The organism is Sulfurovum iocasae (genome assembly GCF_047716765.1).
In the GTDB taxonomy this organism is placed as follows: domain Bacteria; phylum Campylobacterota; class Campylobacteria; order Campylobacterales; family Sulfurovaceae; genus Sulfurovum.
In genome coordinates, this window is the sequence record NZ_CP180410.1 from 2,022,785 (window position 1) to 2,043,581 (window position 20,797).

Consider the following 20,797-nt stretch of genomic DNA (forward strand, 5'->3'; position numbering starts at 1 on the left):
GTATGAAATACCAAAAAGATAGATGGAGGAAGCAGGTTTGACAAAACGTACCAAAGTAATCATGATGGTGATTTTTGTAGGAGCAGTAAATTGCAGTATTTCCTGGGCTAATGATAATGTTCCTACGATACAAGATCACCCTATTGATATGCAGTATTCTTTGATTGAGGGGCCTTCTGGTGTATCCAGACAGCTTGATGAGGATGAAGATGCTTATGATGATAAGCCGGATATGAATTCATTCCCTGCTCTTACTGAATGGAAAGATCAATTAAAAAAAGAACACGGTCTATCATTTGGAGCATATGCCATCTTATTATATCAATATGCCGATGAGGTACTTCCAGAGAACGAGCATGATGCCGCAGGTACTGTTCTTTGGTTTCATGGTGACTGGACTGCTTATGAGCATGATGATGGACATTTTGGCCGTATTCAGTGGAGAGTAGAGAAACGTTCTGCCATAGCAGGCTTGCAGGCTCCAAATGATATTAAAGATGCAATTGGTCTAGCCTCTTCTACTACTGCAGCAGGGTACGTTGGCAGCTTCAATACGGATATATCTGTACTCAATTGGTCCCAGGGTTTCAAAAATAAAGCGAGTATTGCCATAGGGCGTCTTGCTTTTGATGCCCATCTTGATGCCTTTCTCTTTCAAACATTCTTCAGAACCTTTTTAAGCAGTGCTATTGCACTCAACCCGACCATTGCTACGACAGGCGTAGGTGCGTTGGGAGTAGTGGCCAAGGGCTTTGTAACAGATAACATTTTAATAGGTGCACATATTTATGATGCCAATGCTATTAGCGGTGAGTTTGATATTGACACGTTTAAGCAGCACGAATGGCTAACGGCTATTGAGATCGCTTGGACACCTTCTATTGAGAGATATAAAATTGATCGTATCCAATTCACCTATTGGCACAAAGATGAACGGCAGGAAGCTGGAGTAGAAGAAGGTAGTGGCTGGGCTGTAAGTGCCAGTCATCAATTGACTGATGAACTCATCCCTTTTATACGTTTTGGTCACTCAGATGGTGGTGCCGGTGTAGCAGCTGAGAGTTCGGCCAGTATTGGATTTGAATATACACCGCGAGAATATCATGCATGGAGTCTTGGAGCTGGCTGGGCCAAACCCTCAGAAAAAACACATGGAGCAGATCTTGAAGATGAATATGTTTTTGAAACCTCTTACAAATTTCAAGTATCACGCAATATCTCTATTATGCCAGATGCACAGCTGATAGTGAATCCGACTAATAATCCGGATGTAGACAAAGACTGGGTACTGGGGCTTCGATGTATTTTAACACTGTAGTAAAAGAAAAGTGTCTATTTGATTAATGTCATGGAGTTTCTTTGAAAATAAAAAGAAGTAAAATATAGATTTTTAAGGTTATTGTTAAAACAACCATTACTATTTTTGAAAACCTTATAAAATAGAGCCACTTGCAGATTCTAATAAAAAGTTGATTATTAAGAGTATAACGCAGAAAAAAGCTGATTCTGATTTCAAAAGGTTATAATTTTTTACCACAAAAATCTAACAAAAAAAAGAGTCAGCTTATGAAAAAAATTATACCTTCACTTTCAAAAATGTGGCTTAAAGTCATTAATTTAGAGCAGAGCCTTTTTCCCAAACTACAAGAATCTATGGGGTCGTTAAGTCCTAAAGAAGAAAAGCTGATAAAGATCCTTGACTTTGCAGAAATAGAAAGGTTTGTCTCCACTGTACAGATCACTAATCCACCTAAAGACAGAGACGAGATGGCTCGTGCCTTTATTGCCAAACAAGTCTATAATTTCCAGACTACAAGTGCATTAATAGACAGATTGAAAATTGATAGAACATTAAGAGTCATATGCGGATGGAGACATCACAATAAGATCCCCAGTGAATCTAAATTCAGTCGTGTCTTTAAAGAATTCAGTCAACAACGTATTGCAACCAAAGCCCATGATATTTTTATAGAGAACTATTTAAGTGAGACACTTTTCTTTTATAGCAGTATTGATTCCACAGCTATTGAACTTAGAGAAAAATCTGTGAAGAGTAAAAAAGAAATCAAGCCAAAACGAAGACAGGGACGTCCAAAGAAAGGAGAAGAGCTTCCTCCTAAAAAGCCAAGTATTCTACAACAGCAGGAGAAAATGAATGAAGCCAAAGAAATATTATCTCTTATAGGAACAGAGTGTAATACTAGTATCAAACAGAATTCAAAAGGTAACCGGCACAAATGGACAGGAGGTAAACTTCATCTCTCAGTAGTAGATGGTGATATTCCTATCACAGCACTATACTCTTCTGCATCTGTGCATGATAGTTCATTGGCATTACCGCTCATTAAACAGAGTAGTCAAAAAGTAAACTATTTGTATGATCTGGCTGATGCTGCCTATGATACCAGTATCATAAGGAATTATTCTAAAAAACAAAATCACAAACCCATTATTGATATCAATCCAAAGAATTCAAAAAAGCTGAAAGAGAAAATAGCTTTAGCTAAAAGTGAAAAGAAGATATTACAGCCACTCAGACTCTATAATAACTCAGATGATCTGCACTACAACCAACGAAGCAGTGTTGAAAGAGTCAATGCCTATTTGAAAGACAACTATGGATGCAGTAAGATCTATTATCAAGGAGCCCAAAAGGTAGCTTCTGTGTTAGCTTTTGCTGTGTTGTCTGTCTGTATAACTCAATCTCTGAAGCTTGTTACCTAACTTTGTCTAAATAACAGAACCAAAACACCATCTCATTAAACTCAAACCATAAAGCACGCAGTAAAAATAGGGTTTTTAGTGATTTTTATGGTTTTAGCTGTAAATAATCTGATAGACAACCTTTTTTCAATAGTAGATTATAGACTATTGAAAATTAGGTGCTTTATGATGTTGAATTTGCAAGTGGCTCAATATATAACTTTATAAGGTTTTTACTACTCTTTTTTAATACTTGAATATCGTTATAACAACAAATGTTATATATTATGTTAGATTATAATGTTTCTAAAAAATAGAAAATTATTCTTTATCTTTCATGATTGTATATTTACCATTCCTCTTCGTTAATACTCTCTATCACACTTTCAGAAAACATATAGTCTGTCTCCTTGGCTTGCGTATGGCATTTTATACAGGATTTGATTTTGCCCTGATAGTATCCTTCCATTCCGCTTTCATCATAGACTCCATACCACCAATCACCATTTTCAGGGTCATAACCTTTTTCCATTTTTATCATAATGGTCAGTTTGGCTGTTTTTGAGCGTTGTAGATCAGGATAGAGTGGCTTCAGTATAATTGAACCCACTGGCAATAAACTTAATTTTTCAACATAAGCCTTTTTAGCTATTGTATTAACATAGATGTCAAACCATGCATTGTGATCAGCGGATACTAGTGTTTCGGTATTGAGTTTATGCAGGCTTTTCCAGCGTGGAAAGGTAAATTGGTTTTTATAATCATGTTTGATTACCCCTTCATCATTATCTGTTTGGGAGGCAGACAGATCGAGCATAATCATCGTACTAAGTATAAAAGATAAGAGTACAGGTTTCATTGATCCCAATGGTAGAAGACTTGCTAAAACTAATTTCTTCATAACTTTTCCTTTTCGTACTCAATTTTAGAAGTCATTCCATTTTTGCATAACAATTATATTAAGGGAGTGTGTAGAGTGTGTGTAAAATTCATATACATTTTATACTATTAGTCGATATTAACTTAATTAAAAAACTGAAGTCCTAATAAAAAGTATTTTAAAGATAATTGGAATGACCCCAAAAAACTAGACAAAAACTAATTCAGTAATTCGATAATAAAAGTGAGTAGAATCATTTCATAGAATTATAGGATTAAAAATGGCAAGACGAACATATACAGAAGATTTTAGAATAGCAGCAGTCAAACAAGTCACAGAGAATGGGTATGAGATAGCAGATACAGCCCATCGATTAGGTGTGCATCCAGATTCATTAAGAAGCTGGATCAAAAGATTAGAGTCCCCAGAAGCCATAGAGAAAAACAAAGCTGTAGAGTCGTCAAGCGCAGAGATAAAGAAATTACAAAAAGAACTCAAACGGGTAAAAGAAGAACGTGATATATTAAAAAAGGCCGCGGTGTACTTTGCAAGCCACACAAACTAAAATACTCTTTTATTAAAGAGTATAGTCATACTTATACAGTAGATAAAATGTGTAAAGTAATGAAAGTGCACCGAAGCGGATACTACCAGTGGCTAAATCAACCCATTTCCAATAGAGAGTTTGAAAATCAGAAGTTACTAACCCATATAAAAGAGGCATACAAAGAGTCCAATGGTGTATATGGTTCAAGAAATATACATAAGGATTTAAGAGAGCTTGGTATTCATGTCAATAAAAAACGTGTGGCAAGATTGATGAGTAAAGCTAAACTCTATGGTGTAGGCACCTATAAACGTAAACCCTATAGCAAAGCTGGATCAGTTCATAAAGCACATCCTAATTATCTGAAACAATGTTTCATCGTAGAAAAACCAAACGATACATGGGTAAGTGACATCACATACATTAGAACTAAAGAAGGATGGGTTTATCTAGCTACTGTGTTAGATCTCTATAGTCGAAAAATAGTAGGTTGGGCTACAGGTCATAGGCAAACCACGCCTTTAATCATAAAAGCTCTTAAAATGGCTACAACAAGACTTAACAATACAGACAGCGTGATACTGCATTCGGACTGTAAGCCTCCCCTTAAATCAAACCAGTCTAAGCAGAATAACTCTGTTCTAAATTGTACTTTTCTAAATATTCAACAGGACTTAACTTTCCTAAAAACTTGTGTGGTCTATTGTAGTTATAATCATCAATCCACTCTTTGGCTGCTACTCTTACTTCATCCAATGTATCAAATAGATAAGCATGAAAAAACTCTCGTCTCATAGAACCGTTAAAACGTTCAACTCTTGAATTTTGCGTAGGACAGCCTGGCTGTATAAACTTTAACTCTATAGAATGGATATAGCACCATATCTCTAGTTTGTGAGAGATAAATTCTGGACCATTGTCTACACGTATGGACTTTGGCTTACCTCTAAAATCTACAGCTCTTCGTAGTGCTTCAATCACCTTTGCTGAAGGCAATGAAGTGTCAACTTCAAACTCTATGAGTTCACGGTTAAATTCATCCATGATATTGAGGATACGGTATCTTCTGCCTCCAAAGAGCGTATCTGACATAAAATCCATACTCCATTGTTCATTTGGATGATAGAGATCCTGTAAAGGATTTTTAATACGCTTAGGTAATCGTTTCTTTGTACGACGCTGGATATTAAGTCCCATAGCCTTATAAACACGATATACACGTTTATGATTCCATACATAGCCTTGCTTACGAAGTCTATTAAAAAGTAGCCAGAAGCCGTTTCTAGGGTATTTATCTACCAAGCTGTTGAGAGCTTCAATTACTTTGCTATCATCTTTAGGCTTCTTCACATAATAATAAGTTGACTTGCTAATTTCCAACATCGTACAAGCCTGATTGATACTTAATGAAAAATGCATTACGATATGCTTTACTGTATCTCGCTTCTCATCAGGCTTTAGAGCTTTTTTTCAATCACATCCTTGAGAGCTTCATTCATCAGTGCCATCTCTGCATACATCTTTTTGAGCTTGGCATTCTCTTTTTCCAGATCACGGAGCTTTTTGACATCACCACTCTCTAGACCACTATATTTACGCTTCCATTTGTAATAAGTGTCTTTACTTACACCTTTTTCTCTTAGTGTTTCAACTACGGGTGCCCCGTCTTCTATATCTTTTAGGATACCAACAATCTGTCTCTCTGTGAACTTACTCTTTCGCATGAACTCTCCTGATTTATTTTATCAGAATTATTCTGTTTTAGGTGGTACGGTTTTTGGGGAGGCTTACAGGACCAAGGAAGTCAATATAGCTCGTATGAGTATACAAAACTTGCAAAAGAGCATAACATTATCTTGAGTATGAGCAGACGTGGAAATTGTTATGATAATGCAGTGGCAGAGAGCTTTTTTAAAACACTCAAAAAAGAGTTAGTTAGAAAGCAGAACTTTGAGACAAGAGAAATTGCAGCATCCAAAATATTTGAGTATATAGAGATGTTCTACAATGCCAAAAGACGTCATAGTTATTTAGGCTATATCTCACCAAATGAATTTGAAAAAAGGTATAATATTGAGACTTCATAAAATTAGGTTTTTACTGGATTGGTAAGTGTCTAGGTTATAGGGGTCATTCCAAATGTAAATAGTGGATATTATACTGGTTGCAAAAAGTTAGTTAGGGTCAAACCTTATAAAATATATAACTTTATAAGGTTTTCATTACTCATATAAAATACTTGCATGTAGTTATAGCGATAAACGTTATAAAATATGTTAGATTATAAGGTTTTGGAATTAAATAGAAAATCATGACTCTATTTAAAAGCTGAACTTTATATAAATAGAATTGACGAAACAATGGAAAGCCTATATTGAACTAAATAATTTTGGAATAAATTACAGTTAAATTTGAAATGACAATATTCCGACAAATTGTTACGCTAAACTGTTGGTGTAATTTAACACAAAGGAATAAAATGAAAAAGTTTAACCTTTCATTAGTAACAGTTTTGGCAATGAGTACATTCGCAATGGCGGGTGGAGATATCGCTCCAGTAGAAGAGCCGGTAGTAGTAGTTCCAGAAGTAGTTGAGCCAACAGATTCTGGTTTTTATCTTGGTCTTGCATATGGTTTAATCCAAGCAGATAGCGAAACAACTTTCCCTGGTGGAAATCTTACATATGATGAGCATTCAGAAAGTTATTCTGAAATCATGCTTCAAGCAGGTTATAAATTCAACTCTTATGTAGCAGTTGAAGGTAGATACTGGATCGGTATGAGTGACAATGGCTGGGATGCTAGATTTGATGATGATTTTATTGGTGTAACAGGTGAAATTGATACATGGGGTCTTTATGTAAAACCAATGTACCCAGTAACTGAAAACTTTGATATCTATGCACTTCTTGGATATGCAGATATTGATTATCAAATCAAATCAGCTGGATATACATATAGAGGCGATGCTGTTGATGGATTCTCTTGGGGTCTTGGTGCAGATTATTCATTCACAGACAGTGTTTCTGTATTCATAGACTATGTATCATTATATGATGATACATGGGTTAATGCTGATGGCAATAACGTAGATGACAGAATTGACACTTGGAACTTTGGTGTAACTTACCAGTTCTAAAAACTTTTCTGCCGAGCCTTCGGGCTTGGTAGGACCACTCCTTAATATTTTGGGAATCATTCCCTTGTCCAGTAGTTGTAGATATACAGATAAGATAGCTATGCTTTATTTTCAAGCCTAACTTATAAATATTATAATATAAGACGCCACATGAAAACTTTACTATCAGCCTTACTACTATTAATAAACCTCAATGCTCAAGATGGACTTTGTAAGCAGACACACGAATTGACAGACACAGAGTGGGTACCATCAGAGACTGAAGAGTTGTTCAAATTGTCTTACTATAGCATGAAATCTAAAGTCATTATAAATGATATGGTGTTTGACTATGTACAGGCCAATATTGAGTATGATGAGTATGATTTCAAAAATCTAGTAGGTTTAGGTATCTTTCATGATGACCCTCTGGCTTTCCTTTTAATGTCAGATGAAAAAAGTGTGCTACTACGCTGTTGTTTCATTTAGGTTATGATGAATGTATCTAAAAAAGAGCAGAAGGTGAGAAAACACTATCCCTAAGAGTGGAATAACCCCAATTTTGTAGACACTTTTTAAAAACCTTATAAAATAGAGCCACTTGCAAATTCAACATCATAAAGCACCTAATTTTCAATAGTCTATAATCTACTATTGAAAAAAGGTTGTCTATCAGATTATTTACAGCTAAAACCATAAAAATCACTAAAAACCCTATTTTTACTGCGTGCTTTATGGTTTGAGTTTAATGAGATGGTGTTTTGGTTCTGTTATTTAGACAAAGTTAGGTAACAAGCTTCAGAGATTGAGTTATACAGACAGACAACACAGCAAAAGCTAACACAGAAGCTACCTTTTGGGCTCCTTGATAATAGATCTTACTGCATCCATAGTTGTCTTTCAAATAGGCATTGACTCTTTCAACACTGCTTCGTTGGTTGTAGTGCAGATCATCTGAGTTATTATAGAGTCTGAGTGGCTGTAATATCTTCTTTTCACTTTTAGCTAAAGCTATTTTCTCTTTCAGCTTTTTTGAATTCTTTGGATTGATATCAATAATGGGTTTGTGATTTTGTTTTTTAGAATAATTCCTTATGATACTGGTATCATAGGCAGCATCAGCCAGATCATACAAATAGTTTACTTTTTGACTACTCTGTTTAATGAGCGGTAATGCCAATGAACTATCATGCACAGATGCAGAAGAGTATAGTGCTGTGATAGGAATATCACCATCTACTACTGAGAGATGAAGTTTACCTCCTGTCCATTTGTGCCGGTTACCTTTTGAATTCTGTTTGATACTAGTATTACACTCTGTTCCTATAAGAGATAATATTTCTTTGGCTTCATTCATTTTCTCCTGCTGTTGTAGAATACTTGGCTTTTTAGGAGGAAGCTCTTCTCCTTTCTTTGGACGTCCCTGTCTTCGTTTTGGCTTGATTTCTTTTTTACTCTTCACAGATTTTTCTCTAAGTTCAATAGCTGTGGAATCAATACTGCTATAAAAGAAAAGTGTCTCACTTAAATAGTTCTCTATAAAAATATCATGGGCTTTGGTTGCAATACGTTGTTGACTGAATTCTTTAAAGACACGACTGAATTTAGATTCACTGGGGATCTTATTGTGATGTCTCCATCCGCATATGACTCTTAATGTTCTATCAATTTTCAACCTGTCTATCAAGGCACTTGTAGTCTGGAAATTGTAAACCTGTTTAGCAACAAAGGCACGAGCTAACTCTTCTCTGTCTTTGGGAGGATTAGTGATCTGTACAGTGGAGACAAACCTTTCTATTTCTGCAAAGTCAAGGATCTTTATCAGCTTTTCTTCTTTAGGACTTAACGACCCCATAGATTCTTGTAGTTTGGGAAAAAGGCTCTGCTCTAAATTAATGACTTTAAGCCACATTTTTGAAAGTGAAGGTATAATTTTTTTCATAAGCTGACTCTTTTTTTTGTTAGATTTTTGTGGTAAAAAATTATAACCTTTTGAAATCAGAATCAGCTTTTTTCTGCGTTATACTCTTAATAATCAACTTTTTATTAGAATCTGCAAGTGGCTCAATATATAACTTTATAAGGTTTTGGATCTAGAGATAAAATTTCCTTTTTTTAGAATAGATAGTTCAACTCAAACCGAAAATCTTTATAGGATGGATCAAGTTTTTTTGTTCCATCCATTATTATCGTATTATCATCACCCTTAACTCGAACCATACGCAATTTAGCATAAAAGTTTGGCAGACTGTCAAACTTTTTGATCAGATCAAGTTGAAGTACATTACTGTCAGCTTGAACTCCCGGTTTATCATCATCAAAATCTTGGATCGCATAACGCATCAACATATGCAAATTATAGGCTTTAAAATCATATTTTCCTTCCAACAGATATGAAGTAGTATTTGCATACCAATTGTACTGAAGCAAAGAATAACCAAACCCTCCAGTAGGAAACGCTCTCCAAGGTGAAATAATATCTGCCTTGTCGGCAACTCTACTGACTCCAGTTCGGATTCGCCAATTATCTTTGCTTACGTCAACTCTAACACCATACAGATCAGTCTCTACACTGTCAGGATCGGAGTAAGCTATATTGTTCGTTTTTAGATTCGCTCCTCCGATCTCTCCTGCTCCATGGTCAAACTGGTGCATATAACGCAAGGCTGGTGAGATTTTGAATTCATTTACTACATATTTATAACCCAGATCAATAGTCATTGAAGAGAAGAGTTCAGGTACTAAAGTGTAGTTAAATAAATAGGTAAAATCCTCTTTTATACCATTATCCAGTTCAAAGAGTAGCAATCTATCTTCTATACCAAGGGCTTCTAGTTTACTTAGGGTTATCCCTCTGTGCATCGCTGTATCGTCATTTTCTCGCCACATATCATACTCACCCTCTCCATCATCATAAGCAAAAATGTGGTGAAACTCCGTATGATCTCTTAGTTTCTGTTTGGTGAGGTATGCAGCTTTAAGATTATGTTTAGGGATGATGGTTGAGTGGAGCGTTACCCCTTCAAAAGTGTTGGGTATCATTTTGATATCATTACTTTTACTCATACGACTCTCAAAGATCTGCCGACCAATTTTAAGAGAGAACTCTTCACCTTTATATTCTAAATATGCTTGTGCCAGAGAGCTGATTCCATACTTTCCTTTGGTTGCTACATCATAGCGTTCAAGAACACCTTTCCCTACTTTGTAGTATTTGACATCTTCATCATCCATATGCCAGGGGTTCTGTGATGTATAGCCTCCTACTGTAAAGCCTAAGCCATTTAAGTAAGCACTTTTGTAAATGAGGCTTCCTCCTACACCTATGGTATAGTGGTCTTTTCTTTTATTTTCTACCTCCGTATCCCAATCAAAGAGAAAAGAGTTAAAACGAAGTCGTCCATAGTAAACACCTTCTGTAAACATCTCACTCAGTGTTTCAACTTTATTAGGCTTTATAAGTTCTTTTAGTGTCGAGTTACTTTTGAGTTCTCGTTTGATAGTATCTTCTTGCGCATAAATGAATAGTGATAGCGTTAAAAATATATAAAGTAGTCTCATTCAGTCCCTTTTGGTTATAGTATTAAGTATATAACGGTTGTTAAAAAAAATTAAGTAACTGGGCAAAAGTATATCGTTATATACTTTAATATATAATGAAATATCAAAGCTAGATGATCCAGTTTTTATGACGAAATTAAGGTGATGTTTGTAAAAACTCTTTTATTAGCTGTTTGAACTCTTTATGCATTTGAAATGTCGGGTCTGGTGCATAACGGAGTTGATGATACTGTTGGTTTATCCTTTTAAGTTTGTCAGATTCATGATCAAGTTGAATGCGTGTAAAAAACTGCTGCAAACTCTCATCTACTTTGCGGTAATAGCCCATTTTTCCAAGTTTTTTAAGCACAGGGGAAAGAAGACAAAGCAACTCATCTTCACAACTTTGACGCCTCAGTAATTTCCACCCCAGCACGGTAGCAATAATAAAAAATAGTAATACCAAGATAAATTTAATAAGAAACAGAATGTCAGATCTGAGATACTCAAAAAGTTTCATCTGTCTCAAATAGCTGTATTCAAGTATCCATGTTTCAATTTGGTACTTCAGATAAAGAAGATTTAGATTAAGTTTAGCCAATGTAGTTGCAGATGAATCCATTTGTCTTTGTTCATCTTCTCCTATATCTATATGTGCTGCCAATGCTGTAGACTCTATACGTTTCCATTGTGAGTCAAGATAGACTTCAACCCATACATGGGCATCTTTTTCTTTGATGACAAGATAGTTTTCTACACTATTCTTCCCATCTGATTTGTATCCTGTAGCGATACGGGAAGGTATCTCACACATACGGGTCATCGTAGTAAATGCTGCTGCGAAATGTACACAATAGCCTCTCTTGGTATCAAAAAGGAAACTATCGGTACTGTTATTAAGGTCAAGAGGCTTCGGGCGTAGTGTATAGGTGAGTTCCTGCTTTTTAAAGTGGCTCTGTACCGCAATGAGCCTTTCTAAGGGTGTACTAAACTCTTTTCGTATATCGTCTGCCCTGCTTTGACTTCTAAGATTGGCATTTTTGTCGTAGGAGAGTGCTGCCTTACCGGTTCTGGTATCTAAAACTTTTTTCGTCTGATGACTAAGCACTGATGTGGCTACATAGCGTTGGACTTCAGTGATATTTTTTTGCAGTTTGGTTTCAAGATCAGCATTAATGGTCGCACCCTTAGGTGCTTCAAAAGGCATATCGAGAAGATAGAGCCATCTTTTATGTGTAGGATAGAGTGTGACTTTATACTGGGTAAGCTGTTGTATCGTATCAAAAGCTGGTCTGCCAGCGTAGTCCATTCTCTGTGTGATGGGTTCCCATTGATTTTTCTTATCTTCGTAGAGGACACTCCCTCTAAAGTAAAGTCTATCAGAAGATGGAATATCTCCATTAAATCCTACCTCCATCACAATACGCTCAGAAGGCACAAGCAGTGCCGTATTATCAAGATGCATCGTACCATCATGCCCCATCCGTTTAATGGATTCTCCCTTAAATCCATAAGTAGCATGTTCAAAAGAGATACGGGGGAAGAAGATAAAAAGCAGTATCACCCAAGGCAAAGCGCTTAAAAACAGCAGGGATGTAACACGAAATACACGACGAAGGTCACTCTGCATGATCTGCCAAAGAATAAGCAGTATCAGAATGAATATCTCCACCATAATATAAAAAAGCATTGGGATGGAGTGAAAGAAAAAAAGACTCAAAGCAAGCAGTAGAAGTGGAGAGATCTTTAGATATATATTAATAACCCCGGTAAGTCTTTGTAGTGCTACAGCGATAAAAAGCAGATAGGTCAGTAGTTCAATAAAGAGTTTAAGACGTGAGATACCCGCGAAATTGAACGATCCATACAGAGAAAGAAACAATGCAAATGCACCCAACAGACCAACACTTATCAAAGTAAGTACTGTAGGTTTTTTATCTTTAATAAGTAGTACAAGTACAAGCAGCAAGAAGAGCAACATTGGTACTTTGATGACGACCAATAAAGGTAATATTACAACAATATAAGCAATATCAAGCAGCTGCAAGGATGAGGGCTTAAAATCAGTAGAGAGCCAATTTGGTAAGAATCTCATCTATCTCCATCCTTTGTGAGTGTAGTCTTTCCTGTGGCAGCAGAATTTCAAAATCCAAACTTCTCTGTTCGCACTCCAGAGTCCAAAGTGTCAGTTGTGAGAGACGTGCTTCATCACTTTCTCCTGCATCAATAAAATCAAAATGCAGTGTATCATGAGGAAGTTCATGATCAAATACTTTAATGGCCAATTCCCCTTTTGCTACAGAAGGCCAATGAACTTTAGCCAGATTGTGTGCCTGTGCATCATAGCGTATACCATCAAAATCCTGTTCATCTCCAAAAGCAGCTTTATGTTTTGCCAAATACTCTTGCAGTGAGACACCAGCTGGTCTTGGATAGACAGTGCGTGTCACTTCACACTCCAGAGGCAGAATAAAACGAACTGTATAAAGAGGAAAAATACTTTGTAAAAAACACTCTTTAATTTCAAGATTGCCGCGTTTTTGTGGGATAAGAGAGAGTTTGACAGGGATGGTCTTTTGTGCAGGAATACGAGTGATAGACGTATGTTGCTCCATACAATGCAGCTCTATAGCATAACTTTCAAAAGTAGCCGGGTTATGACAGTTAAAATAACAAAAACTCTGCTCCTTGGCAAACAGCCGTTCACAGTTTTTCAGTTTTACCTCAAGTCTGCCAATATTGAGTATCCCCAGAGGACTGGCACTCATGGCAGCACCAAAGACAAAAAAAAGTGTGATATAGACAAGGTTGAAGTTATGCATATAAGCTTCCAAAAAGAAGCCAAAAAGCATAATGACAACAAGCAGACTATACCATGTGGCACGCTGTTTAAGTCGTTTACGTGTCTGATTGAATGTTTGAAAAAAGTTCATCACTAATGCGTTGGGAGGTAGTTTTTCCCTCTTTAAATTTCAGACGATGCTTACAGACACCAGGGATGATCGCCTGTATATCATCAGGGACAGCATAGGTGCGTCCATGCAAGAGAGCCCATGCACAAGTCATGTCTCTTAAGGCAAGGGCACCACGTGTAGAGAGTCCATGGTAAAACAACCCGCTTTCACGGGTAAATGCAATGATCGCTTGCAGATAATCCAACAAAGCATCAGAAAGATGTACTTTCGTCACATCATTTTGGATCGTTTGAATGCGTTCTACATCTAAAAGTACTTCGCTGTTTTCTGTTTCTTCTGAAGCATTGTTAGATAATATCTGTCGTTCAGATGCATGATCAGGATACCCGATACCAAAAGAGCAGATAAAACGATCAAGCTGAGAATGAGGCAAAGCAAAGGTACCTACTTCTTCAAAAGGGTTTTGCGTACCCATTACAAAAAAAGGCTCTTCGAGTTTATAGGCAGTACCATCAAGTGTGACCTGATGTTCTTCCATGGCTTCCAGCAGAGCAGATTGGGTTTTTGGCATAGAACGGTTGATCTCATCTGCCAGTAAGAACTGTGTAAAGACAGGTCCTTTTTTAAGTACAAAACGACTCTGCTTCTGGTCAAAATAGTTGACACCCAAAATATCAGAGGGAAGCAGGTCACTGGTAAACTGTATACGTCCCAGATCAAGTCCTAGTACATGGGCAAGTTGTTTCGCCAGTGTGGTTTTCCCTACACCTGGGATATCTTCAAGTAGTACATGTCCTCTGGCAAAAAAGGCCGCAAGGGTCATGGTAATAGCATGACGTTTACCTATCAGTTTAGACTCAACAGCATCAACAATAGAACTAAATTTCGGATCAAGATTTTTCATATGTTATCTTATCATAAAGAGTAGTTAAAATCAGAGATTATTTAAATAAAACCATAAAATAAATAAAAATACTAATCGTTTTTACTACATACATATTCCACAGACTTCACCTATACTTAACATACTTAGCAAAGGAGGATAAAGATCATGATTGAAGTTCTACATCGTAATGACTTACCATTGGGTGGTTTTGCCGGTTTAAAAGAATATCGTTTGGTTATGAATCCAAAACTTTTCGGACAGCAAGCTGCTCCATATGCATGGGATGGCATCGGTAATTTAGTCTACCTTGCTGACGCAAGATTTGATCCGGAAGGTGAGACACACATGCACCATCATGAAGAGATCGATGTTATCTCTGTTATAGTAGAAGGTCAAATTGAACACCAAGGTACACTTGGTGCCGGAGAGTTGCTTAAAGCAGGTGATGTTCAGGTGCAGCGTGCAGGAGGTAATGGTTTTTCTCATAATGAGATCAATCCGGATAATACTCGCAATCGAATGATACAACTATGGGTTCTTCCTGAACACAAGGGTGAAGCTGCGGAGTATAGACTTTATAAAATAGAACCAAGTCAAGTTACTCGTGTTTACGGAGGTGAAAATGATCAGGATGACACTCTTGCCAGTCACACTACTATTGAGATCGTATCATTAAGTCCCTCACAGGTATTTATATTGAAAAGACCTTTTTTAGCGTATCTCACAGAAGGTAAAGGTACAAACAATACTTTGGATTTTGAAGAAGGAGATCTCATCAAAGCAGATCAAATTTATTTTAAGGCTACCTCAGATGTAACTATGATCGTTATGCAGGCAGAGACAAGTTAGAAATAGGTTTATCCCGGATTATGCAATAGAATTGCTTGAAATCCATCGAATGCTTGTGCTATGGGTGTTTGCAAAGAATTTGAGTTTAACCCATAGGTTAATCGATGATTCTTTGTGAATGCCCACAATGCAATGATTTGATGTAGTTGAGTGATCTCTATTGCATATTCCGGGTTTATAGAGCTTATAAAAACGAAAACTCTACAGTGAAGGTATTTACAGTTTTTTCAAAAATGCAGAAATGATGAAAATCATAGTTCCGTTTACACGTCCCTGTATATGTGTCGGGTCACCTGGTACCATACGTATGTTTTTTACTGTTGTACCTTGTTTAGCAGTAAATCCGGCACCTTTAACCACAAGGTCTTTGATGATACTCACAGAGTCACCCTCTTCCAAGATAGTCCCATTGGCATCACGTGTTGGTTCTTGCTTCTCCTCTGCCAGACCTTCCTCAGCCCATGATTTTACATCATCTTCCAGGTAAAGCATATCAAGTTGATCTTGTGCACCAAGTTGTGTCAAGAGTCTAAATGCCATCACCTGTACTGCGGGCTCTGTACTCCACATACTGTCATGCAGGCAGTTCCAGTGTTTCTCATTACTGGTTGGTTCTTCTATAGATGCAGCACAGGTACTACAGATAACGATTGCTTCATCTTTAGGTGCTACTTCATAAGCACTGAGTCCATCCTCAGAACCACACAACTCACACTTACCACCAGATCTATCCATCAATGCTTTATCTATACTCATTTTGTTTCCTTCTATATTATTGGTCGTATTTTACTCTATTAATTTTAATCTAGCTAGTATTCCAGCCGTTGTCGTATATCCCACTTCAGTAAACCTCAATTCACCTTTACTATCATAGATAAAAGTCGTCGGAAAAGCTTCCACTTTAAACTTCTTTGCCCATACCCCATCTATATCATTCAGCACTTTAAAATCCAAGCCATTCTCTTTCATATAGGTTTCAACCTCTCTATCATCTCCAGACTGCACTGCGATGGTCAATACTCTGAATTTTTCTGAGATACTCTGGATATTTGCAGCTTCAAGCTTACACGTAGGACACCATGTCGCCCAAAAATGTATGATGATGGGCTTGCCTTCTATAGCTTCGCTTGTAAACAAAGTACCATCTAGAAGCTTCTCTTCCATCTGAGGCAATACATTGCTCTCTAGCGTAGGTTTTCGTAGATAACTCATCACGTTACTCACTACAAAGATCATAAGCAATGCTATGGCTATCTCTTTGAGTATCTTTTTTATATTCCAATTTTTTGGATTCCATTTTGTAGGACTCTGCATTTAGTACCTCCCTGCATTGGATTGTTGATTCTTATCATACTTTTAACCTTTTGAGTACCTCTTCAAGCTGTCCTGTATACGTACTGCCATAGAGTGCGACATGTACCAATAGTGGATAGATCTGATAGAGTGGTACTTTCGTATTATAAAAATCTTGACTCAAGGGATGTACTTCTTTATAGGCATTAAAAAATGTTTCTCCAAAGGTATTAAACATCACGATGAAAGCCAATTCCATCTCTCTGTCTCCAAAATAGATAGCGGGATCAATCAGTACAGCACCTTTAATATTATATAATATATTACCTCCCCACAGGTCTCCATGTAACAGTGAAGGTGTAATACTACTCATATCAATACGTTTATAGATATCTCTACACAACCCTTCTAGCCTCACTAGCGTCTGCTTAGATATTTCACCTTTATCATAACATATCCTAGCCATAGGCATAATACGCATCTGTCCTAAGAAAAGCCCCCAATTGTATTGAGTCTGTTCATTGTGTTGCATAAAAGAAGCAATGGTCGTATCATAATAATATCCATACATTCGACTCTCATTGGTCACAGAGTGCAGGTCTGTCAATACTTTGGCAGCGGCTAACTCTTCTGCTTCTTTGCCTAAGCCTTTTTCTTTTATGAACTCTAAAAGCAGATAGGTTTCAGAAAAAGCATATACTTTGGGAACAGGTATATCATATTTATTAATATCTTGGAGCATTTTTGCTTCTATTTGAAGCCTGTCCGAGGGTAGTGAGGTTTTTAGTATATAGCTTTCATCTGCTGTTTGGATTATATAGATGTCACCTATCTGCCCCTCGGTAAAGAAGTCTACAGATAAAACTTCTTTTCCTAACTTACTGGAGAGATGTTGTTTGATTTGCTCCATCTAACCCAGATCCAATCCATCCCAAAACTCATCATAATCCAAGTTGGTCATGGCATTTTCATCGTTCATATTCTTCTCTATAAGCTTTTGTTGTTCACTCTCAAAATATTGTTCAAGTGCCTCTTCGATCATCACGTTAATATCTTTTTTCAGTATCTCAGAAAATGCTATGAGGTCATCTACGGTGCTTTGTTTAAATTCTATTTTTATATTTTGTTCCATATTGGTATTTTACTATAAGAAATCTGTTTTCTTCTTTTTTAGATTTTGATATACTGTTGAAATAACATTTATTACCACATCAAGAGGAACATTATGACCGCAGAAGAATTAATTGAAGAAGCACGTAAAGTTGTTGGAGAATATAAACTAAGTAACGCTGATTTTTCTGCAGGGTCTGTTGGTGCTGCACTTTTAACTGCAAAAGGGAATGTTTTTACCGGTATCAATATAGAGGTAGCCTGCGGTATCGGATTTTGTGCAGAACATTCAGCCATTGCTGAAATGTTAAAAAACAGAGAAACGCAGATCGAAATGATCGTTGCAACAAACTCAGAGTTTATTATACCCCCATGTGGACGATGCAGAGAACTTATGTTTCAAATCGACAGCAAAAACTTAAACACAAAAGTGTATCTATCTAAAGAGAAATATATGACCTTGGACGAACTGTTACCTAACCGATGGGAACCAAGTATTTAGCAAATCATTTCTCTTATTTCCACTTACAAAACAGTAACAAAACCAAAGAAAATCTAGATACAATGACATATGGAACTTACAGATAAAAATTATGAAAAGATCATCAAGAACAACGAACAGCCTGTCTTTATAGACTTCTATTCTCCTACCTGTGGACCTTGTCAGATGCTAACGCAGCTTATAGATGAAAGACTTGAAAAGTATGGTGAAGAGAATGGTATCGCTGTTGTAAAGTGCAATGTCTCCAGAAACCCTAAACTGGCTGAATCTTTTAAGGTACGGTCTGTACCTTTTACCATAGCCGTCATGCCAAACGAAAAACTCAAGTATCCGGAACTTGGATTAAAGCATGAAACGTATTATTTTGAACTTATTGATAAGTTGGCTGGGAAAGGGTCATTTTTTTCGAGATTGTTTACGTAAAAGTTCTATTTCACATCAACTAGCTTCCGCCATGGCTTCATTCACTTTGTTCATTCCGCATCCCAAGGGCATTTCCTCCCTTTGGTTAGGGCACCACTCTGGTTCCGACCCTACAAACGACAAACAGTTGTCATTTATTTAACGGGTCTCATTTCCCAAACAAATAAATCAATTCAGGAAACATCACAATAATCCCCAAAGCCAACACCTGTAACAAGATAAATGGAATCACTCCTCGATAGATAGCTCCCGTACTTACTTTGTCCCCTGCTGCACCTTTAAGGTAGAAGAGTGCAAAACCAAATGGTGGAGTAAGGAACGAGGCTTGTAAATTCATGGCTATGAGAATGGCGAACCAGATGGGGTCTATACCAAACGATGCTACAATAGGCACTAAAATAGGTACAACTACAAAAGCTATCTCAATGAAGTCTATAAAGAAGCCCAGCAAGAAGATGACCAGCATTGCTATGAGTATGAACATCCATTTGTCACCCATATCACCAGCAAAGAATTCCATCGCCATGTCTCCACCACCCAGTTCATTGAAGACTAATGAGAATGCAGTTGCTCCGATGAGTATCATAAAGATCATTGCGGTGAGTTTGACTGTTTCTATGGCTGCGTAACGTACCATCTCATAAGAGAAGTTTCTCTTGATGGCAGCCAATAACATCGCTCCCAATACACCAATGGCAGCAGACTCTGAAGGTGACGCGATACCTGCAAAGATGGAACCAAGTACCACCATGATGAGCAACAGCGGAGGAATGATCTCTTTGACTGCCTCTTTAAGCACAGCACCATAGGGTTCATCTGAGATAATGGCAGGTGCTACCTCTTTGTTTAGGTAAGAGATTACTAAGATATAGATAACGTACAAAACGATGAGCAAGAGTCCCGGAACAACAGCTGCACGAAACAGATCGCCCACGCTCAAGTGCATTTGATCACCAAGGATGATGAGAACAATTGAAGGGGGAATAAGCTGTCCTAGTGTACCACTCGCAGCAATGGAACCAGAAGCCAATGCAGGTGAGTAGTTATGTTTAAGCATCAAAGGCAGAGCAATGAGACTCATCATCACCACTGAAGCTCCTACGATGCCTGTACTCGCAGCCAAGATTGCTCCCACAAGTACCACAGAGATAGCCAAGCCACCCCTCACCTGCCCAAAGAGTTTCCCCATAGAGATGAGCAATCCTTCTGCCATCTTGGACTTTTCGAGTATAAGCCCCATGAAGATGAAGAGTGGCACTGCCATAAGCGTGACATTGCCCATGATGCCGTAAGTTCTATAAGGGAGCATCTCAAGTACGCCTAACCCTACCTCATCAGCTATGAGAGCAAAGAAAAGTGCCACCCCTGCAAAGACAAAGGCTACCTGGAAGCCAGCCATGAGCAAAACCAAAGCCAAGCCAAACATGAGAAACACAGGATCAAACCAAAACTCAAGTCTGTTATACCAAGCCACATAAACCAAAGTACCTAAAAGCAACACTATCCTAAGTGTACGCCATAAGACTATCTTCTTCTCTATCCGATGATACGCCTTCAATATCTCACTTACGGCTTGGAGTATGAGTAACACAAAAGAAAGTACTAACATAGCCTTGATAAGCCAACGATGTGTAAGCCCCCCTGGGTCAGAAGAAACTTCATTTTGTAGATAACTCTGCATAGTCATATCAAAAGCATCATTTAAAAAGAGTAGTGAAAAAGGAAGCACAAGTAACAACATAGAGAGTATCTGAACTATCATCCGTGTATTTTGGCTATACCGTTCAAAAAAGATATCTACTCTTACATGTTTGTCATGTTTAAGTGCATAAGTAAGCCCAAGCAAAAAAATCACATCAAAAAGATGCCACTCCACTTCTTGAAGTGCTATAGAGCCAGCCGAAAAAAGATAACGCATCCCAGCATCGTAGGCTACCAGAAAGGAGAGGACAACTACTAAAATAGCGGCAAATAGTCCTGAGTATTTAGAAATCCTATCTAAATAATACGAAAATTGTAATTGTTGCATAT

Annotated in this window: 20 protein-coding genes and 2 pseudogenes; 10 read left to right on the plus strand and 12 right to left on the minus strand. The window is 37.4% G+C overall.

Translation table 11 applies throughout. From position 1 onward, the window contains the following. Window positions 1-37: 37 nt before the first annotated feature. The gene (locus ACLHDG_RS10010; protein WP_415406092.1) at window positions 38-1,318 is read left to right on the plus strand and encodes a carbohydrate porin; all 1,281 of its coding nucleotides are present in this window, start codon (window positions 38-40) and stop codon (window positions 1,316-1,318) included. 248 nt (window positions 1,319-1,566) lie between these two features. Continuing rightward, complete coding sequence (locus tag ACLHDG_RS10015; protein ID WP_415406093.1) at window positions 1,567-2,724, plus strand: transposase; 1,158 nt, start codon at window positions 1,567-1,569, stop codon at window positions 2,722-2,724. A gap of 328 nt (window positions 2,725-3,052) precedes the next feature. Here the strand turns inward: ACLHDG_RS10015 and ACLHDG_RS10020 are convergent, their stop codons facing one another. Continuing rightward, entirely contained in the window at window positions 3,053-3,604 is a 552-nt protein-coding gene (locus ACLHDG_RS10020; RefSeq protein WP_415406094.1) for a cytochrome P460 family protein, read from the minus strand. A gap of 259 nt (window positions 3,605-3,863) precedes the next feature. On the opposite strand from ACLHDG_RS10020, the gene ACLHDG_RS10025 reads away from it, so the two are divergent. Beyond that, window positions 3,864-4,148, plus strand: coding sequence for a transposase (locus tag ACLHDG_RS10025; RefSeq protein ID WP_415406095.1), 285 nt, complete (start codon window positions 3,864-3,866; stop codon window positions 4,146-4,148). 11 nt (window positions 4,149-4,159) lie between these two features. Beyond that, a pseudogene (locus tag ACLHDG_RS10030) lies at window positions 4,160-4,741 on the plus strand (IS3 family transposase); the annotation flags it as partial. Window positions 4,742-4,751: 10 nt separating this feature from the next. On the opposite strand, the gene ACLHDG_RS10035 reads toward ACLHDG_RS10030, so the two are convergent. Beyond that, window positions 4,752-5,854 (minus strand): IS3 family transposase gene (locus tag ACLHDG_RS10035; protein WP_415405754.1). Its coding sequence is split into 2 segments (ribosomal slippage): window positions 4,752-5,593 and window positions 5,593-5,854, totalling 1,104 coding nucleotides; the frame shifts between segments, so codons are not numbered across the junction. Between the two features lie 69 nt (window positions 5,855-5,923). On the opposite strand from ACLHDG_RS10035, the pseudogene ACLHDG_RS10040 reads away from it, so the two are divergent. The 3 genes and pseudogenes from ACLHDG_RS10040 to ACLHDG_RS10050 all read left to right on the plus strand — a co-directional run. Continuing rightward, window positions 5,924-6,217, plus strand: a pseudogene (locus ACLHDG_RS10040) (IS3 family transposase); the annotation flags it as partial. 392 nt (window positions 6,218-6,609) lie between these two features. Continuing rightward, the gene (locus tag ACLHDG_RS10045; RefSeq protein ID WP_415406096.1) at window positions 6,610-7,269 is read left to right on the plus strand and encodes an outer membrane protein; all 660 of its coding nucleotides are present in this window, start codon (window positions 6,610-6,612) and stop codon (window positions 7,267-7,269) included. Window positions 7,270-7,419: 150 nt separating this feature from the next. Further along, complete coding sequence (locus ACLHDG_RS10050; protein ID WP_415406097.1) at window positions 7,420-7,737, plus strand: hypothetical protein; 318 nt, start codon at window positions 7,420-7,422, stop codon at window positions 7,735-7,737. A gap of 295 nt (window positions 7,738-8,032) precedes the next feature. Here ACLHDG_RS10050 and ACLHDG_RS10055 read toward each other — a convergent pair whose 3' ends face one another. From ACLHDG_RS10055 to ACLHDG_RS10075, 5 genes are all read right to left on the minus strand, one after another. After that, window positions 8,033-9,190: a transposase gene (locus ACLHDG_RS10055; RefSeq protein WP_415406098.1), complete on the minus strand. Its 1,158-nt coding sequence runs from the start codon at window positions 9,188-9,190 to the stop codon at window positions 8,033-8,035. 173 nt (window positions 9,191-9,363) lie between these two features. Further along, the gene (locus ACLHDG_RS10060) at window positions 9,364-10,809 is read right to left on the minus strand and encodes an OprD family outer membrane porin (protein ID WP_415406099.1); all 1,446 of its coding nucleotides are present in this window, start codon (window positions 10,807-10,809) and stop codon (window positions 9,364-9,366) included. A gap of 136 nt (window positions 10,810-10,945) precedes the next feature. Then, window positions 10,946-12,883, minus strand: coding sequence for a transglutaminaseTgpA domain-containing protein (locus ACLHDG_RS10065; RefSeq protein WP_415406100.1), 1,938 nt, complete (start codon window positions 12,881-12,883; stop codon window positions 10,946-10,948). Further along, window positions 12,852-13,721, minus strand: a complete 870-nt coding sequence (locus ACLHDG_RS10070) for a hypothetical protein (protein WP_415406101.1) — start codon at window positions 13,719-13,721, stop codon at window positions 12,852-12,854. Before ACLHDG_RS10070 ends, ACLHDG_RS10065 begins: the two co-directional genes overlap by 32 nt. Then, entirely contained in the window at window positions 13,687-14,607 is a 921-nt protein-coding gene (locus ACLHDG_RS10075) for an AAA family ATPase (protein WP_415406102.1), read from the minus strand. Before ACLHDG_RS10075 ends, ACLHDG_RS10070 begins: the two co-directional genes overlap by 35 nt. A 147-nt stretch (window positions 14,608-14,754) precedes the next feature. Here ACLHDG_RS10075 and ACLHDG_RS10080 point away from each other — a divergent pair, with 147 nt between their 5' ends. Continuing rightward, window positions 14,755-15,438 (plus strand): pirin family protein, encoded by a 684-nt coding sequence (locus tag ACLHDG_RS10080; RefSeq protein WP_415406103.1) that lies wholly within the window; start codon window positions 14,755-14,757, stop codon window positions 15,436-15,438. A gap of 216 nt (window positions 15,439-15,654) precedes the next feature. Here ACLHDG_RS10080 and ACLHDG_RS10085 read toward each other — a convergent pair whose 3' ends face one another. From ACLHDG_RS10085 to ACLHDG_RS10100, 4 genes are read right to left on the minus strand one after another with little or no spacing between them, the layout of a single operon-like run. Next, the gene (locus ACLHDG_RS10085) at window positions 15,655-16,194 is read right to left on the minus strand and encodes a PhnA domain-containing protein (protein ID WP_415406104.1); all 540 of its coding nucleotides are present in this window, start codon (window positions 16,192-16,194) and stop codon (window positions 15,655-15,657) included. 30 nt (window positions 16,195-16,224) lie between these two features. Beyond that, a complete protein-coding gene (locus tag ACLHDG_RS10090; protein WP_415406105.1) occupies window positions 16,225-16,752 on the minus strand; it encodes a protein disulfide oxidoreductase in 528 nt (175 codons plus the stop codon). Between the two features lie 34 nt (window positions 16,753-16,786). After that, on the minus strand, window positions 16,787-17,641 hold the full coding sequence (locus tag ACLHDG_RS10095; protein ID WP_415406106.1) for a fructosamine kinase family protein: 855 nt from the start codon (window positions 17,639-17,641) through the stop codon (window positions 16,787-16,789). Continuing rightward, the gene (locus tag ACLHDG_RS10100; RefSeq protein ID WP_415406107.1) at window positions 17,642-17,863 is read right to left on the minus strand and encodes a hypothetical protein; all 222 of its coding nucleotides are present in this window, start codon (window positions 17,861-17,863) and stop codon (window positions 17,642-17,644) included. A 93-nt stretch (window positions 17,864-17,956) separates the two neighbouring features. Here ACLHDG_RS10100 and ACLHDG_RS10105 point away from each other — a divergent pair, with 93 nt between their 5' ends. Together ACLHDG_RS10105 and ACLHDG_RS10110 are read left to right on the plus strand one after the other, a co-directional pair. Continuing rightward, entirely contained in the window at window positions 17,957-18,343 is a 387-nt protein-coding gene (locus ACLHDG_RS10105) for a cytidine deaminase family protein (RefSeq protein ID WP_415406108.1), read from the plus strand. 69 nt (window positions 18,344-18,412) lie between these two features. Beyond that, window positions 18,413-18,766: a thioredoxin family protein gene (locus ACLHDG_RS10110; protein ID WP_415406109.1), complete on the plus strand. Its 354-nt coding sequence runs from the start codon at window positions 18,413-18,415 to the stop codon at window positions 18,764-18,766. A gap of 148 nt (window positions 18,767-18,914) precedes the next feature. Here the strand turns inward: ACLHDG_RS10110 and ACLHDG_RS10115 are convergent, their stop codons facing one another. Next, window positions 18,915-20,795: a TRAP transporter large permease subunit gene (locus ACLHDG_RS10115; RefSeq protein WP_415406110.1), complete on the minus strand. Its 1,881-nt coding sequence runs from the start codon at window positions 20,793-20,795 to the stop codon at window positions 18,915-18,917. Between the last annotated feature and the right edge of the window lie 2 nt (window positions 20,796-20,797).